The organism is Synechococcus sp. Cruz-7E5, from assembly GCF_024345995.1.
GTDB lineage: Bacteria > Cyanobacteriota > Cyanobacteriia > PCC-6307 > Cyanobiaceae > Regnicoccus_A.
Genome location: NZ_JAGQCE010000001.1, coordinates 177,791 through 192,694, shown reverse-complemented (window position 1 = coordinate 192,694; position 14,904 = coordinate 177,791). Strand labels below are relative to the sequence as shown.

Below are 14,904 nucleotides of genomic sequence, written 5' to 3'. Positions count from 1 at the left end.
CGACCGGGGCCTGGGCCGGTTTAATCACGCCACCGGGCGGGTCGCTGCAGCGATCTGGCTGCCCAGACTTCCTCTGCTAGCGTCGGCATGAATTCCCAGCCGTCCAAGATAAGTCTTATGGTTGCACCAACGGCCGGCTCCAGCGGAGAGCTTCCACCGACCGTGCCACCGTCCTGGCCTGCCGGCCTTCCCGATCCCAGCACCGAATCGGCTGAAGGCCTGATCGGCATCGACGAGGTGCAGAAGGCCCTCAATCGTTCAAGGGCTTCGGTTTACCGCTACACCAACACCGATCCCCGCAACCTCAACCCAGCCTTCAACTCGCGTAAGCTCAACCCGGAATACCGCACTGATCAGAAGGAGGCACTGCTGTTTCACCCCAATGAGGTGGCCCGTTTCGCCCGCGATGTGCTGCGAATCAAGGAGGTGACCGTCGAGGTGCTCAATTCACCATCCACGGCTACCCAACAGCTGCTGAGCTCAATCCTTCAGGAACTTCAGGCCATTCGGCTCAGCCTTCAGGGACTGGATCAGGCACCGGCGGTTCTCAGCACCAAGAGGGATCAGTTGGAGCAGTCACGCCCCGCTGCCTGAGCGATTCGTCAGCGGCTTGGGCAGAAGGATGCAGAAGGTGTCATATTGAAGCCGGTAACGGGCTTTCTGTTGGGTGGTTCTTCCCTTCAGCCAGGCCGCTGCTGCTTCCAGGACCAGTGCTCTGAACGGCCTGAGTGCCGCTCCAACACTTCTCCCTGAAGCTGGTCCCTCATCCCTATCCATGGATTCCGAACCTCCACGAACCGGCCCGGCCACGGCCACCGCAATTTCCAACTCCACAGTCACCTCCTCAGTCACTGCACCGGCCGCTCTGGCCAGCCTGCTCCCGCCTCCCCCTGCCGAGTCAGGGCTGGGTTCAAGCGCAGCCAGCGGAGGTTCCAAAGATGATTCCTACAGCCCAGACGGACTCCTGGATCCCGGATCACCGCTGCTGGGGGCCATCATTGCCCTGCTTGCTCTGATCGTTCCCGTGGCTGCCGTTCTGCTGGAGCGCGGCTCTTTCCGGACTGATCCCCGCTTTTCCATACCCATCAGCCGTGGACATCAGCAGCCTGTCCCCCTCGCCATCCCTGGGCTTGGTGAATCTGGTGGTGGAGATTCCCGCCGGTAGCCGTAACAAATACGAGTACAACAGTGCGGCCGGCCTGATGGCTCTCGATCGGGTGCTGCATTCCTCGGTCCGCTATCCCTTCGACTACGGCTTCGTTCCCAACACCCTTGCCGAGGACGGCGCTCCCCTCGACGCAATGGTGATCATGGAAGAGCCCACCTTCGCCGGCTGCCTGATCACTGCTCGCCCGATCGGCTACCTCGACATGATCGACTGCGGCGCCCATGACGGCAAGCTGTTGTGCGTGCCCGAGGCCGACTGCCGACAGAGCGGCCTGCGCAGCATCCGTCAGATCGCTGCCAATCAACTCGAAGACGTGGCCGAGTTTTTTCGCACCTACAAAAATCTGGAGGGGCGGTCGGTCGAGATCATCGGCTGGCAGGACGCCCCTGCCGTGCCTGCCCTGGTGGAGCGCTGCATCCAGGCAGCCCGCGCCGATCAGGAGGAGCGCTGCAGCAGGAAGCCTTCGTAATCGAGGGCCTGGAACACCCGTGCCGGATCTCCGAAGCCAGCGGCGTTCACGAGGGCCGTGAGCCTTGCCACTCCCACAGGATGGGCTCCGTGCGTGAGAGGTTCGAGCAGTTCAAGGGGTGCCTCCAGCCGGGAGGCCCGCTGGAAACCGAGCCAGGCCTCAGCCATCTGGTCCTCCAGCAGTGGAAGGGCGGGGCGCATCAGATCCACCAGCACCAGCTGGCCCCCAGGCCTGAGGCAGCGGGCCAGGGCTGAAAGAAACGCCAGCTTGCTGCCGTCATCGGGGAGGGCCTGCAGCACCAGCACCGAGAGCGCCCCATCGAAGCCGGCCTCCAGATCCAGGTCTTCCACGGTGCTCTGCCGCCAGTTGAGGCCTGCCGCCGCTGTGCCAAGCCGCTGCTGGGCGGCGCTGAGCATCGCCTGGGAGGGATCGATCGCGCTCAGGCGCCAGTCAGGGCGCTGGGCAATGGCCTCCACCAGCTCGGCGCCGGTGCCGCAACCGGCCACCAGCACCTCAGCTCCTGGCTGGCCGGCCAGGGGGGAGGCCGCCAGCAGGGCCACCCCGAGCCGGGCGAGGCTTGCGTAACCAGGGATCAGGCCCTGCACCACCAGGTCGTACCCGGAGAGTTCACCGCTGTTCGCTGCAGCCATGGACCTGTGCGCGCTCCGCTGGATCGTAGGCAGCGACGCCGCAGCGCCCGGGCCAACATCCATTGCAAGGCTGGTCGTCCAAGACCCGCCAGACGGTAAGTTGGTTCGCGCCAGTAGCCGCTGCGACCAGTGCCCACCATCCGCTTCGATAATGAAGACCAGAAGGTTGGTTGCATCGAGGGGGCCAACCTGCGCCAGGCGGCACTTGATGCCGGCATCAACCCCTACAAGGGCCTGAACAACCTCAACAACTGCGGTGGCCTTGGCCAGTGCGGCACCTGCGTCGTCGAAGTCCTTGAGGGCGCCCAGAACCTTTCGCCCCGCAGCGATGTCGAGCAGGTCTACCTGTCTGATCGCCCCGCCAACTATCGCCTCAGCTGCCGCACCAGCGTCAACGGCGACGTGACCATCCGAACCCGGCCGGACGCCGCTGTGGGCAAGGGTTCCAACAGCCTGGTGGGCGCCCTGAAATCGCTTGTCGGCCTGAAGTGAGCCTGGACGCTTCCTTCAGCGGAGGCCGTCCAAGGCTGTACAGCTACCCGAAGTGCTCCACCTGCCGCCGGGCCCTGAAATGGCTCGCACAGGAGGGCCTTGAGGTGGATCTGGTGGACATCACCCTCTCTCCCCCAACCCGGGAGCAGCTTGAGAAAGTCTGGGCCGGCCTGCCTGATCCCCGCCGGCTGTTCAACACCAGCGGTGCCAGCTACCGAGCCCTCGGCGCCGCCCATGTCAAGGCGATGTCTCCCTCCGAAGCCATCACGGCCCTGGCCGCCGACGGCAGGTTGATCCGCCGACCCCTACTGCTGGCGGAAGGCGTTGCGGTGCTCACGGGCTTTGATCCCGAGGTGTGGAAGCAGGCCCTGAAGCCTCTGCTCCCATCGGCTGGTTCTCAGCTGCCGTAGCCGGCGGCACCGTGAGCTGATCCAGCTCACGGATCAGAGCATCGATGCCCGTGCGGTTGATCTGGGCCAGGTAGGTGAGCTTGAGTTCCTCCAGCAGGGCACAGACCAGCTGCTGGCTGCGCTCCAGCACCGGACCACTCTCGAGGGCTTCGGCCAGCTCGTCCCAGAAGCGATCGACACAGTCGCGCAGGAGATCGATCTGGCGGTTGTCGCGCCGCTGCATCCTTGCGCCGGCTCCCCGTGAGAGCTCCATCACGCTGTCCACCATGCCGGAGGCGAGCTGCTGGGTCAGTTGCTTCTCCACCTGCATCAGCAGTTGCAGCTGGCGCAGCCCCGGTGGCACCACCATTGTCTGAAGCGTCTGCTGCAGGGCATGGGCCAGCACGGCCTGGAACTGTGGTGCCAGCCGAGGACCCACTTCGCTGAGCAGCAGGGGCCCCCAGATGCGCAACAGTTCGACCAGCTCGCGTTCGTCATTGATCGAGACGCTCTGATGGCTGCGCAGGCGGCGGATCCGCTGGGGCCACTGAGGGGAGCGGATCAACCCCTGGGCCCCGTCCATGAGCTGCAGGGCCAGCACCTCGAACAGTTCCACGGCAAGGAGGGCCACCACCGCCCGGCTGATCACGGCTCGCAGGGGCTCCATGTTCACCAGGCCACTGGTCTGAAGCCTTTCCACCACCGGTATGAGGCGCAGCCAGCGCCAGAACGGCAGCAGCAGGGGCAGATCGGTCCAGCGCCGCAGCAGGGCATCCCCCCAGCTCAGGCCAGGCAGGCGGCGGCGCAGCCGTGCTGCCCTCAGCAGGATGTCCGCCAGGAAGACGCTCTGGAAAATGACCAGATCAATCCGCCAGAACTGGTCGGTTGGACGTCCGTTCTCATCGATCGAGCGCCAGTAGTTGGTGGCCACCAGCGGCAGCACCTGCTGCTGCCAGAAGAGTCGCTCCTCGATCCAGGGCTGGCGCCGCAGCCAGTCGTCTCCAAGCAGCAGCTCAGCCGATTGCTTGGCTGAGTCCTGGTCGGCGCGCTCGCGCAGGCGGTTCTTGATCTTCTCCAGCGTGCCGGAGCCACCCGAAGACAGGAAGGGGTTGTCATCGATCATCTGATCGGTGAGCGCAACCTGTCGCCGGCGCAGGTCGCTGGCTGGGAAACCCGCCAGCAGGGCGCGGTCCATCTGATCGAAGGCGTTCAGATAGGCCTGGGTCTCCCGGTGGGGTTCGATCCCCTTCACCGGGTCGTAGAAGGGCGTGATGTCGGGCAGGAATCCGAGACGCAGCACCAGTGGCGCCGATGGCAGGGGATAGAGGTTGCGCTGCAGCCAGAACGTGCGCAGGGGCACGTAGGTGATGTCGAAGCAGACCCAGAGCAGATTCAAGGCAGCCCAGAGGGCCACGAACTGATCCCAGTGCTGCCCGAGGCGGTTGCTGCCTGTCGAGGACCTCAGATGCCAGCGCGGCCGCACCATGGAGAACAGCGTCGATCGACCAAGGGTAGAGAGGGGGATTGCCCGGCTCCGGAGCCCTAAGGTGACCGGCTCCAGCAGGAGAGCATTGATCGCCGAGGACTCCCCATCACCGACCACGCCTTCGGGGACACCTGAACCCGAGCCGCAAAAGGGGCCTCAGCCAGACCAGCAGTCGGTCCACGGCACGGAAAGCGCCTGGGCCTTCTGGCGCAGTGTGCTGCTCACCCTGGCGGTGGCTCTGGGGATCCGACAGTTTCTGTTGGAGGCCCGCTTCATCCCGTCTGGCTCCATGCTGCCCGGCCTGCAGATCCAGGACCGCCTTCTGGTGGAGAAAATCTCGTTTCGCAGCCGTGCCCCCCAGCGGGGCGAAATTGTGGTTTTCCACTCCCCCTTCCACTTCGATCCCGCCCTCCAGGCCAATCGACGCCCCAGCCCCCTGGGCTGCCTGCTGGTGAATCTGCCCCTGATCGGCTCGATCCCCGGCCTGCAGGAACCGGCATGCGATGCCTACATCAAACGGGTGGTGGCGATCCCCGGTGACCGGGTGGTGGTCAACCCCCGCGGGCAGCTGACCATCAACGGCCAGACCATCCGCGAGACCTACGTCCAGAACTTCTGCCCGATCGACAGCCAGGGCACCGGCCCCTGCCGCACCCTCGACACCGTGGTGCCACCTGGAGCCGTGCTGGCCCTCGGCGACAACCGCGCCAACAGCTGGGATGGACGCTTCTGGCCCGGTGGTCCCTTCCTCCCCCACAAGGAGATCATCGGCAGGGCCTTCTACCGCTTCTGGCCACTGGATCGCACAGGCCCTCTTGGGGATCCGGATCCCCTCAGCGGGGACCCAGCCAAAGCTGGGGCAGCAGCCCAGTCGCCAATACCCGCCCCCTGAGCTGCTCTCCCCCCAGGGGCTGGTTGGCCGCCTTGGAGGCATAGGAGGCATAGCCATCGTCACTGGGGGTCCACTCCAGCTCCGGGTCGAAGAGGATCCAGCGCCTTGAACCGCACTGGAGCCCTGGTTCCTCCAGATCGAGCAGCCGGGCCGGTCCCCAGCACAGGGCGCGCCAGAGCGCTTCGGGGCTCCAGCCCTGCTCCCGCACCAACTGGTGCCACAACAGCGGCAGTACGTAGCGGTGACCCGCCAGACCAGGCCGGCGCTGATCCAGAGGCAGCAGTTGCTCTTCTGGATCAAGCGGTTGATGGTGGACGGCCACCGCGCTGATCACCCCATCAGCAAGCGCCGCCACCAGGGCACGGCGGTCTTCGGGAGTGCCCAGCGAGGGCACCAGCCGCCAGCCTTCAGCCACCGGATCAAGGCTGCCGCTGTCGGCCACCAGATGCCACCAGCAGACCGTGGCCATCGGCGCCGGATCGGCCGCCCGCAGCAGTTTCACACCAGCGGCGGTGGAGAGATTCGCCAGGCGCAGGCTCACCTGGGGCAGGGAGGCCCCAAGGGCCAGCAGGTTCTGCAGGGGGATGGTTTCACTGAGGGGCGGATCCATGGGCCAGCCGGCCCGCAGGGCTTCCACCCCCTCGCGCACGAAACCACCGTGATCAAGACTGGCGTTCCGCGGTGCCAGCAGCACAGGGCGATCAGAGCATTCGCCGATGCTGAGCCCGCGTTCCAGCAGGGGCAGAGGCGGCAGCTCCCCTTCCTCCGCCAGTCCGATGGCACCGGCGGCCAGCAGATCGGCGTGGGCAGAGAGGTCTTCGCCGCGACCACCGAGGCTGAACCCCCCCCATAGGCACAGTTCGAACGGGGGCTCAACCGCCAGGCGCAGGCATTCGGGGCGATCACGCCAGTTGCGCGCCCGCGGCAGCAGAGCCACGGTGCCGTAGCCAGCTGCCGCAGCTGAGCGGACCAGGCTTTCAAGGGTTTCGGCGCGGCCGTCTTCGGGTTCCTCCAGAAAGCTGTGGGGATCCACCAAGGCAGGCGCCAACAGCCAGGAGCCAGCTGGCAGGGGAGTGAGCCCCAGGCGTGCCGCCCCGTCCCAGGACCCGGCGCCAATCGCCGTGATCACCCCCTGCTCGAGCAGCACATCGCTGCGCAGGAGAGGCTGGTCGGGCCCCTGCAGCAGCTGGACATCCTGCAGCAGGTGGGCAGTCATCAGAGGGCGCCGGCAGCGGTGCGGTCGATCACGCCACCGAGGTGGGTTGTGAGGTTCAAGCAGGTCACCACCGGCAGGGTTCCGCCAGCACTGTCCGGCGGCGGCCAGTCGATCACACTCACCCCGCCGTTGCCCTGCTTGACCATCCAGATGTCGGCTGGGGTCAGTCCCAGCAGGGCACAGAGGATCGTTTTGTTGACGGCGTCATGGGCCACCACCAGGGCGGTCTCCCCCGCCTCCAAACCAGCAGCCAGAGCCCTCCAGCACGCCAGCGAGCGGTCCCAGACCTGCTGCAGATTCTCACCTTCTGGCATCTGCACGGTGTGGGGCGCATCTTTCCACTGCTGCAGCAACTCCCCCCATTCCTGAGAGATCTCCTGCTCCAGGCGCCCCTCCCATCGGCCGTGACCGATCTCCACCAGGCCCTCCTGGCTGTGGAGCGTCACTTCGGGATGGGCGGTGAGGATGGCTTCGGCGGTCTGGCGGGGCCTGGCCATCGAGCTGGTGAAGGCCTTCTGGATCGGCACGGCGCTGAGGAAGTCGGCAGCGGAGCGTGCCTGGGCCAGACCAGTGCTGTTGAGGGGAATATCGATCTGACCCTGGAAGCGACCCTGGCGGTTCCAGTCGGTTTCGCCGTGGCGCACCAGCAGCAGGCGTGCTCCTGGTCCCTTGGGCGGCAGTCGGGTGCCCAGGTGAGCGGTGACATTGAGCGATTCGATCTGCACCTGCACGCCGCTTGCCTGACGCTGCAGGTTGAACACCGAGAGGGAGGCATTATCGAGACGCAGTCCCTGGAAGCGGCTGGCGGGGAGCCCGAGCAACTGCAGCACCAGGCAGCGCAGGATGGCGCTGTGGGCCACCACCAGCACCGTGTTCAGATCGTCTCCCGCCTGATCAGCCTGATCGAGATGCTCACGCTCAAGGCGATCCACCCAGCGGCGGGCCTGGTCCATCAGCTCTGGAATCGGCCGGAATCTGCTGCCATCGGAGCGTTCCAGCTCCAGCTGATCGGGAGCCTCCCTCCACAGGCGGTAGGCCTCGGGAAAGCGCTCTTTCACCTCACTTCCAAGCAGGCCGCACCAGGGGGCCAGGTCCACCTCCAGCAGGTCGTCGTCAAGCTCGGCGCCGAGCCCACCCCCATGGGCTTCGAGCAGCTGGGCGGCTGTGTTGGCGGCACGGCTCAGGGGGGAGCTGTAGACGGCATCGAGGCGAAGGTCCGCCAGCGCTGCGCCAGTGAGACGGGCCTGGCGTTGGCCCTCGTCGGTGAGGGAGGAGAGATCATCCCGGCCCTGGATGCGGTGCTCGGTGTTGAAGCTGCTGAGTCCATGGCGGACGAGCAGGAGCCGGAGGGGCACGGGGTCTGGAGCTGGAAGCGCCGTCATCGTATGGGAGGGATTCCTGCACGGCTCATCGCCGCTTCCGCTTACGGCTGCCTGTCGGGCTCAAGGGAGAATCGGGCCAGTGCGAGGAGTTGGGGTGGCAACAGCAGGGCGAGGACGGGCCGGGTCCCTGAAAGTGGGGCTGGCCATGGTCAGCCTGCTGCTGAGCCTGCTGCTCTGGCTCAACGGTCTGCTGGAGAGTCTGGAGCGCCCATCGGTGGGTAACGACCTTTCCAGGCGGCAACTGGAGCTGAGTGCGTTGGCAGCACCGGCGATTCCGCCCTCGCTGCAGCCGCTCCTGGTGGGCGAAGACCCGGGAGGGCTGTTGCTGGCTGAGCTGGAGCAGCAGGCAGAGGAGGGCGGCGACAGCACAACGGCTTCAGCGGCCGCTCAGGCGTCCGGTGAACGGGAGGCCAGGATCAGCCTGCTGGAGCGGGCGCTGCTGCAGTTGCGCCAGGGACAACCGGCCGCCGCCCGCCCCCTGCTGCTGCAATTGCAACTGCTTGCCAGCGCCGATGATCAGGCCCTGATCGAGCAGCTGCTGATGCTGCCCCAAGCCGGCACCATGCCCGCCGAGGCGCTGGGCATGCTCGAGGACCCGCTGGTGCGGCGCCTGAGCTGCCAGGTGCTGGCGAACAGCAGCGACTGCGGCGAGCCTGCTGCCGAGCGGCGCGCCCTGCTCCAGCTCCTGGGCATCAACCTGCTGCCAGCCCTGGCCCTGCTGGTTGGGCTGGTGCTGCTTCTGCGGGAAGGCTGGCTGCGCTGGCGCGGCAAGCAACAGCCGCTGCCTGGCCTGGTCGGCCCCGACCTGGGGGTGATCGATGTGGTGCTGCTGATCGCCGGAGGGTTCGTGCTGCTGGGGGAAGTCCTCACGCCGGTGCTGCTGAGCCCCCTGCTGCAGGCCACTCTCTCCGCACTGGCCATCAAGCCTCCCCTCGCTGATGGCGTCACGGTTCTCGCCATGTACCTCGGCCTGATGGCCGCGCCGCTGCTGATGCTCTTCTGGCTGCTGCGCTCGAGGGGCGAGGCCCCGCAGGGGGGCTGGCTGCAGTTCCGCTGGCGGCCGGTTGGTTCAGCCCTGCGCAAGTCGCTGAAGTATCTGCTGATCGTGCTGCCCCTGGTGGCGTTGGTCGGCTGGCTGCAGCAGCTCGTCTGGAGCGACATCGGCGGGAGCAATCCTCTGCTGGAGCTGGTGCTGCGCAGCGGTAACGGCCTGACCCTTGCCTGTTTCGCCTTCACGGCGATCGTGCTGGCCCCCCTGTTCGAGGAAACCATCTTCCGGGGGGTGTTGCTGCCGGTGCTGGGACGGGAGCTCGGCCCCCTGTCCGCGGTGTTGCTCAGCAGCGCAGTTTTCGGCATCGCCCACCTCAGCCTCGGAGAGTTCCCTCCCCTGTTCACCCTCGGCCTGGGCCTGGGCTGGCTGCGTCTCAGTAGTGGACGCCTGAGCACCTGTGTGGGGCTCCATGCTCTCTGGAACGGACTCACCTTCGCCAACCTGCTGTTGCTGGCTCGCTGATCGTTGGCTTGCTGCCCCTTGCGCCCCATGGTTCACTTGCGGAGATTCGTCAGGTTCCGGTGGTCGCCGTTCCGTCGCCCCAGCCCTTCTTCAGGCGCCGTTCTCTGGAGCTGATCCAGGGCTCTTTCTCCGCCAGGCGTGTGGTGCGTCAGGCCCCCTGGCTGGCTGGTCTGCACAGGGCCTCTGATGGCCTGCTGGTGGCCTTAGGCCTCTCGATGGTTGGCCTCACCGTCCTCACCCTGCACTGGCAGGGACAGTGGACCAGCAGTTTTGAGCGGCTGGAGTCGACCCAGGTGCTGGAACACCGCCTGCAGGAATCCACGGCGGTCCTGGAGCAACACCACCTGGCGATGGCCAGGCGCCCCGGCCTGCTGGTGCCGACCAGCCTTCAGCGCCTGATCCATCTGCCCTCTCCCAGCGCCAGGGCATCGGAGAGCCAGCAAAACTCCAGTACCGGCCAGCATCAAAGCCATTCTCAGCCCCAGCCGTTCAACCTCCAATCCCTTGATCCCCGCGCGCTCGGTGTGGAACTCAGCCGGATCAGCCTCGACCCCAAGATTGTTCGGGCTGGGTATTGAGGGTGGTGCGTCGCTCGGCCACTGGGTCACCCCCCATACCCCTGCATCGAGGGGGACCCAGCTCCACTGATTCAGAGACTCCGCGCAGCAGCCGGCGTCGGGTGATCCAGCTGCAACCCGTGCCAGCTGGCAGGTTGCTCACTGTGTATCTCACCCTCTGCCTGGCCCTGGTCGGTCTGGCCGGACGCCTGGCCTGGCTTCAGGTGAAAGAGGGCGACCGGCTGCAACAGCGGGCCCGGGCGATCCAGACCCAGAAGACGAAGCCGATCGGCAAGCGCCGGCCGATCGTCGACCGCAAGGGCCGCTTGGTGGCCATCGACGAGGAACGCTTCACCCTCTGGGCCCACCCCCGCTACTTCAACTTTCCCGGTGACGATCCCAACCTGATCCGCAGCAGCTCCGAGACGGCCCAGAAGCTCGCCAAGGTGCTGCTGGTGCCCGCCTCCGATCTGATGAGCACGATCGACGGCCGCAAATCCGGGGTCAAACTCGCCACTGATCTCGATCCAGAAACCGCTCGTCGCCTGCGCGAACTGGGCATCAGTGGCCTTGACCTCGAGCCCTACCCCCAGCGCATCTATCCCCAGGGTCAGCTGTTCGCCAATGTGGTCGGCTTCCTAAACCTTGAGCGGGTCGCCCAGGCGGGCCTTGAGCAGAGCCGCGACAAAGACCTGCGCCGCCAGGAAAGCATCCGTCAGATGCGCCGCGGCGCCGACGGCACGCCCCTGCCCGACGGTCTCCAGTCCGGTGTTCTCTACACCGATGATCTGCGGCTGCAGCTGACCCTCGACGCCCGTCTGCAGCGGGTGGCCCAGCAGGCCCTCTCCAGACAGCTGAAGCAGTGGAAGGCCAAGCGCGGGTCCGCCATGGTGATGGATGTGCGCAATGGCGAAATGCTGGCGCTCACCTCCAGTCCCAGCTATGAGCCGAACCGGTTCTGGAAGTACTCACCCGGGCTGTTCCGCGAGTGGTCGGTGCAGGATCTCTATGAGCCCGGCTCCACCTTCAAGCCGATCAACCTGGCGATTGCCCTGCAGGAAAAGGCCATCCAGCCCAACGGCACCGTCAACGACGTGGGCCAGCTCACGATCGGAGGCTGGCCGATCTTCAACCACGACCGGCGGGCCAACGGCACTCTTGATTTCGCCACTGTTCTGCAGGTTTCGAGCAATGTGGCCATGGTGCAGGCCATGCGCCTCGTCAAACCCTCCACCTACTGGGAGTGGATGCGCCGTATCGGCATCGACACCGTTCCTGACACCGATCTGCCGGGAGCAGTGGCTGGAGAGCTCAAGACCCGCGAGCAGTTCACCACCCAGCCGATCGAGCCGGCCACGGCCGCCTTCGGCCAGGGCTTCTCGCTAACACCCCTGAAGCTGCTTCAGCTGCACGCCATGATTGCCAATGGAGGGCGACTGGTGAGCCCCCACATCACCCGCGGCCTGCGCTCCGGCGACAGCCTGGCCCAGGCTCCTGCCGCCAATGGCCTGCAGGTTATGGAACCCTCCGTCACCAAGCAGGTGATGGCCTGGCTGGAAACGGTGGTGGACAAGGGCAGTGGCAAGGGTGTTCAGGTGCCGGGCTACCGCATCGGTGGCAAGACCGGAACCGCCCAGAAAGCCCTCAACGGGGTGTATATCCCGGGGGCACGGATCACCAGCTTCGTGGCCCATCTGCCGATCGACGATCCCCGCTATGTGGTGCTGGTGGTGGTGGATGAGCCCCAGGGGGGCAATGCCTACGGCTCCACCGTGGCGGTCCCGGCGGCCAAGGAGATCATCGAAGCTCTGCTCGTGCTCGAGAAAGTGCCCCCCAGCTCCGGCAAGAAGCAAGCAAGCCAGCCAACGGTGCGGGGTTGAGGACGCTCCGGTTGGGCTCGGCTCAGCCTGGCTAGCCTCCTTAGAGATGCTGATGCATGGGGACATGCCCAACCTGCTCGATCAACTCGCTGCCATGACGGTGGTTGTCGCTGACACCGGTGAACTGGAAGCGATCAAGCAGTTCACCCCCCGCGATGCCACCACCAACCCCTCCCTGATCCTGGCGGCCGCCCAGATACCGCTGTATCAGGGACTGATCGATGAATCCCTCAAGGCATCCAGAAAGGTGATCGGGTCCGCAGCGCCCGCCGAAGAGGTGGTGCTTGAAGCACTTGATGAAATCTGCGTCACCTTCGGCAAGGAGATCCTTCAGATCGTTCCAGGGCGGGTGTCCACTGAGGTGGATGCCAGGCTCAGTTACGACACAGAGGCCACGATCGAGAAGGCCCGCAAATTGATTGGCCTGTATCACGAGGCCGGTATCGGCAAAGAGCGGGTGCTGATCAAGATCGCTTCCACCTGGGAGGGCATCAAGGCCGCTGAAGCGCTGGAGAAGGAGGGCATCCACTGCAACCTCACCCTGCTGTTCAGCTTCACCCAGGCTGTGGCCTGCGCCGAGGCGGGCGTAACCCTGATCTCCCCCTTCGTGGGTCGCATCCTCGATTGGTACAAGCAAGACACCGGCCGTGATCACTATCCCGGGCCGGAGGACCCCGGTGTGATCTCCGTCACCAAGATCTTCAACTACTACAAAACCTACGGGTACCGCACGGAAGTGATGGGGGCCAGTTTCCGCAACATCGAGGAGATCATCGAGCTGGCCGGCTGCGATCTGCTCACGATCTCTCCCAAGCTTCTCGATCAGCTTCGTCAGACCGAAGCGCCCCTGCCGCGCAAGCTCGATCCCCTCAACCCTGCTCCTACCGAGGCTCGCTTCAGCCTGGATAGCTCCGGTTACGCCGCCGCCATGGCGGCTGATCGGATGGCCAGCGAAAAGCTCGATGAGGGCATCCGCGGCTTCAGCAAGGCGATTGAGACCCTCGAGGCCCAGCTGGCCCATCGCCTTGCCGAGCTGGAGGGGGAGGCCGCCTTCGCCCACGCGGCCCAGGAGATCTTCCTGCTCAACGACATGGATGGCGACGGCTGCATCACCCGGGAGGAATGGCTGGGCAGCGATGCGGTCTTCGATGCCCTCGACACCGACCATGACGGCAAGCTGGTGCCCGAAGATGTGCGTGGTGGCCTGGGTGCCCCGCTGGCCCTTACGGCCGCCGGTGCCTGATCAGCCCGCACGACTCCCATTTCCAGGCCTGATCCATGAATGCTCTTGACACCCTGCGTGCCCTGGCCACCCAGGGCGAGGTGCGTGACTATGAACCAGGTGATCTGATCTTCAAGGCCGGAGAATCCGGCGATTGCATGTTCGGATTGCTGCAGGGCAGCGTGCAACTCAGCTGGAACGGTGATGCCGGCCATGAGGAGATCAAGGAAGGCGATGTCTTCGGCGCAGGAGCGCTGGTCACCCCTGATCACCGCCGTTTTGGCAATGCCAGGGCCATCAGCCCCTGCAGGATCCTGGTGATGAACCGGGAAAAGTTCCTGTTCGCCGTTCAGGAATCGCCGATGTTCGCCATCGAGCTACTGAGTTCGATCGACCAGCGTCTGCGCCAACTCAAGGACTGCCTGCGCTAGCTCTGACTGCGGTTGAACATCAGTCGGCGGATCACCCGCTGGGCGATGTCGCCGTAGCCCATCTCCCCGGAGAGAATCTGGGCGATGCGCCGCGGAGCGGTGGGCCGCTTCACCCCCAGTTGATATCCAACACGGGGTAACCGGTAGAACACCTGGGCGATGCGTCGTCCCCAGGCCATCGACTGGCCCCATTCACTGCGCATGCGCTCGCTGTAGCCAGCCAGGGCGCCGGCCTCACCGCCCAGCCAGCGGTCGAGGGCTTCGGCGGCCCGGGTGCCGCTGAGTAGAGCGGGACGCAGTCCTTCCGCCAGAAAGGGATCCACCAGGGAGGCCGCGTCTCCGACCACCAGGGCGCCGGCATCGTGGTGGAGCCGGTGATGCCCGTCCCAGATCCGCAGGGGAGACACCCGCCGTTCGCCGCTGTCGGGTGGCAGCCCGAAGCTGGGCAGCAAGCGAGCCAGCACGGCCTCGCTCTCGAGGGGCTCGCGGCCGATGAAGCTGCCCACCCCAATGCTGAGGCCACCCTGGCGAGGGAAAATCCAGCTGAAGCCATGGCGCACCAGGCCGAATTCGAAATGGGCCGTGTTGGGCTCAGGCACTTCAGCATCCACCTCCACCGAAACGGCGGAGGCGTAGCGGGGCTGGAGTGACCCCAGGCCCAGCGGCTGGCCGAAGGCCGAGCGAGCCCCATCGGCGATCACCACCGCCCTGCAGCTGATCCAGCCGCCCGCTGAGTTGTGCACGAGCCAGTGATCACCTTCCCGTGTGATTCTCTGCACGGCCGTGGCCTCGAGCAGATCGGCACCACAGCCCACCGCCTGCTCCGCCAGAAGATGATCCAGGCGGGAACGGCGCACGATCCAGAAGGGTGCCTCCCCAGGCAGGTCGGCGATCACGGGATCCTCCAGGCACCAGGTGAAACGCACCCTGGTGATCACCCGATCGACGGCAGGACTGAGATCGAAGGGGAACAGGCGCTGCACGGAGGCGGCCATACCGCCGCCACAGGGCTTCTGCCGCGGCAGGCTGCCAGCATCCAGGATCCTGACGCGCCAGCCCCGCGCAGCGAGGTGGTAAGCGGTTGCCGCCCCGGCCGCTCCGGCGCCCACCACGACCACGTCGGCATCACAGGCTGGCCGGGGGGCAGCGCTGGCCAC

General features: G+C 65.9%; 15 protein-coding genes. 10 read left to right on the top strand and 5 right to left on the bottom strand.

The genetic code is table 11. From position 1 onward, the window contains the following. Positions 1-117 precede the first annotated feature (117 nt). Together KBY77_RS00940 and KBY77_RS00935 are read left to right on the top strand one after the other, a co-directional pair. Positions 118-594 carry a hypothetical protein gene (locus KBY77_RS00940; RefSeq protein ID WP_255101741.1) on the top strand — a complete coding sequence of 159 codons (477 nt, stop codon included), beginning with the start codon at positions 118-120 and terminating at the stop codon, positions 592-594. A gap of 497 nt (positions 595-1,091) precedes the next feature. Continuing rightward, positions 1,092-1,637: an inorganic diphosphatase gene (locus KBY77_RS00935; RefSeq protein WP_255101740.1), complete on the top strand. Its 546-nt coding sequence runs from the start codon at positions 1,092-1,094 to the stop codon at positions 1,635-1,637. Here the strand turns inward: KBY77_RS00935 and KBY77_RS00930 are convergent. Continuing rightward, positions 1,604-2,287, bottom strand: a complete 684-nt coding sequence (locus tag KBY77_RS00930) for a class I SAM-dependent methyltransferase (RefSeq protein WP_255101739.1) — start codon at positions 2,285-2,287, stop codon at positions 1,604-1,606. The genes KBY77_RS00935 and KBY77_RS00930 overlap by 34 nt on opposite strands. 129 nt (positions 2,288-2,416) lie before the next feature. Here KBY77_RS00930 and KBY77_RS00925 point away from each other — a divergent pair, with 129 nt between their 5' ends. Both KBY77_RS00925 and KBY77_RS00920 read left to right on the top strand, forming a co-directional pair. After that, entirely contained in the window at positions 2,417-2,779 is a 363-nt protein-coding gene (locus tag KBY77_RS00925; protein WP_255101738.1) for a 2Fe-2S iron-sulfur cluster-binding protein, read from the top strand. Beyond that, complete coding sequence (locus tag KBY77_RS00920) at positions 2,776-3,189, top strand: Spx/MgsR family RNA polymerase-binding regulatory protein (protein WP_255101737.1); 414 nt, start codon at positions 2,776-2,778, stop codon at positions 3,187-3,189. The genes KBY77_RS00925 and KBY77_RS00920 overlap by 4 nt, the downstream gene beginning before the upstream one ends. On the opposite strand, the gene KBY77_RS00915 is transcribed toward KBY77_RS00920, so the two are convergent. Continuing rightward, a complete protein-coding gene (locus KBY77_RS00915; RefSeq protein ID WP_255101736.1) occupies positions 3,113-4,654 on the bottom strand; it encodes a hypothetical protein in 1,542 nt (513 codons plus the stop codon). The genes KBY77_RS00920 and KBY77_RS00915 overlap by 77 nt on opposite strands. 214 nt (positions 4,655-4,868) lie before the next feature. On the opposite strand from KBY77_RS00915, the gene lepB reads away from it, so the two are divergent. Next, positions 4,869-5,546, top strand: coding sequence for a signal peptidase I (gene lepB / locus KBY77_RS00910; protein WP_255102048.1), 678 nt, complete (start codon positions 4,869-4,871; stop codon positions 5,544-5,546). Here lepB and KBY77_RS00905 read toward each other — a convergent pair. Beyond that, complete coding sequence (locus KBY77_RS00905; protein ID WP_255101735.1) at positions 5,488-6,762, bottom strand: dihydroorotase; 1,275 nt, start codon at positions 6,760-6,762, stop codon at positions 5,488-5,490. The genes lepB and KBY77_RS00905 overlap by 59 nt on opposite strands. Further along, positions 6,762-8,117 (bottom strand): histidine phosphatase family protein, encoded by a 1,356-nt coding sequence (locus KBY77_RS00900; protein WP_255101734.1) that lies wholly within the window; start codon positions 8,115-8,117, stop codon positions 6,762-6,764. Before KBY77_RS00900 ends, KBY77_RS00905 begins: the two co-directional genes overlap by 1 nt. 172 nt (positions 8,118-8,289) lie before the next feature. On the opposite strand from KBY77_RS00900, the gene KBY77_RS00895 reads away from it, so the two are divergent. The 5 genes from KBY77_RS00895 to KBY77_RS00875 all read left to right on the top strand — a co-directional run bounded on the left by KBY77_RS00895 (position 8,290) and on the right by KBY77_RS00875 (position 13,747). Further along, complete coding sequence (locus KBY77_RS00895; protein WP_255101733.1) at positions 8,290-9,657, top strand: CPBP family intramembrane glutamic endopeptidase; 1,368 nt, start codon at positions 8,290-8,292, stop codon at positions 9,655-9,657. 8 nt (positions 9,658-9,665) lie between these two features. Beyond that, the gene (locus KBY77_RS00890) at positions 9,666-10,235 is read left to right on the top strand and encodes a hypothetical protein (RefSeq protein ID WP_255101732.1); all 570 of its coding nucleotides are present in this window, start codon (positions 9,666-9,668) and stop codon (positions 10,233-10,235) included. Positions 10,236-10,270: 35 nt separating this feature from the next. Continuing rightward, positions 10,271-12,094: a peptidoglycan D,D-transpeptidase FtsI family protein gene (locus KBY77_RS00885; RefSeq protein ID WP_399212073.1), complete on the top strand. Its 1,824-nt coding sequence runs from the start codon at positions 10,271-10,273 to the stop codon at positions 12,092-12,094. 64 nt (positions 12,095-12,158) lie between these two features. Beyond that, entirely contained in the window at positions 12,159-13,337 is a 1,179-nt protein-coding gene (locus KBY77_RS00880) for a transaldolase (RefSeq protein ID WP_255101731.1), read from the top strand. A gap of 35 nt (positions 13,338-13,372) precedes the next feature. Then, positions 13,373-13,747, top strand: a complete 375-nt coding sequence (locus KBY77_RS00875) for a Crp/Fnr family transcriptional regulator (RefSeq protein ID WP_255093220.1) — start codon at positions 13,373-13,375, stop codon at positions 13,745-13,747. Here the strand turns inward: KBY77_RS00875 and KBY77_RS00870 are convergent. Continuing rightward, positions 13,744-14,904, bottom strand: a complete 1,161-nt coding sequence (locus KBY77_RS00870; RefSeq protein WP_255101730.1) for an NAD(P)/FAD-dependent oxidoreductase — start codon at positions 14,902-14,904, stop codon at positions 13,744-13,746. The two genes, KBY77_RS00875 and KBY77_RS00870, sit on opposite strands and share 4 nt — an antisense overlap.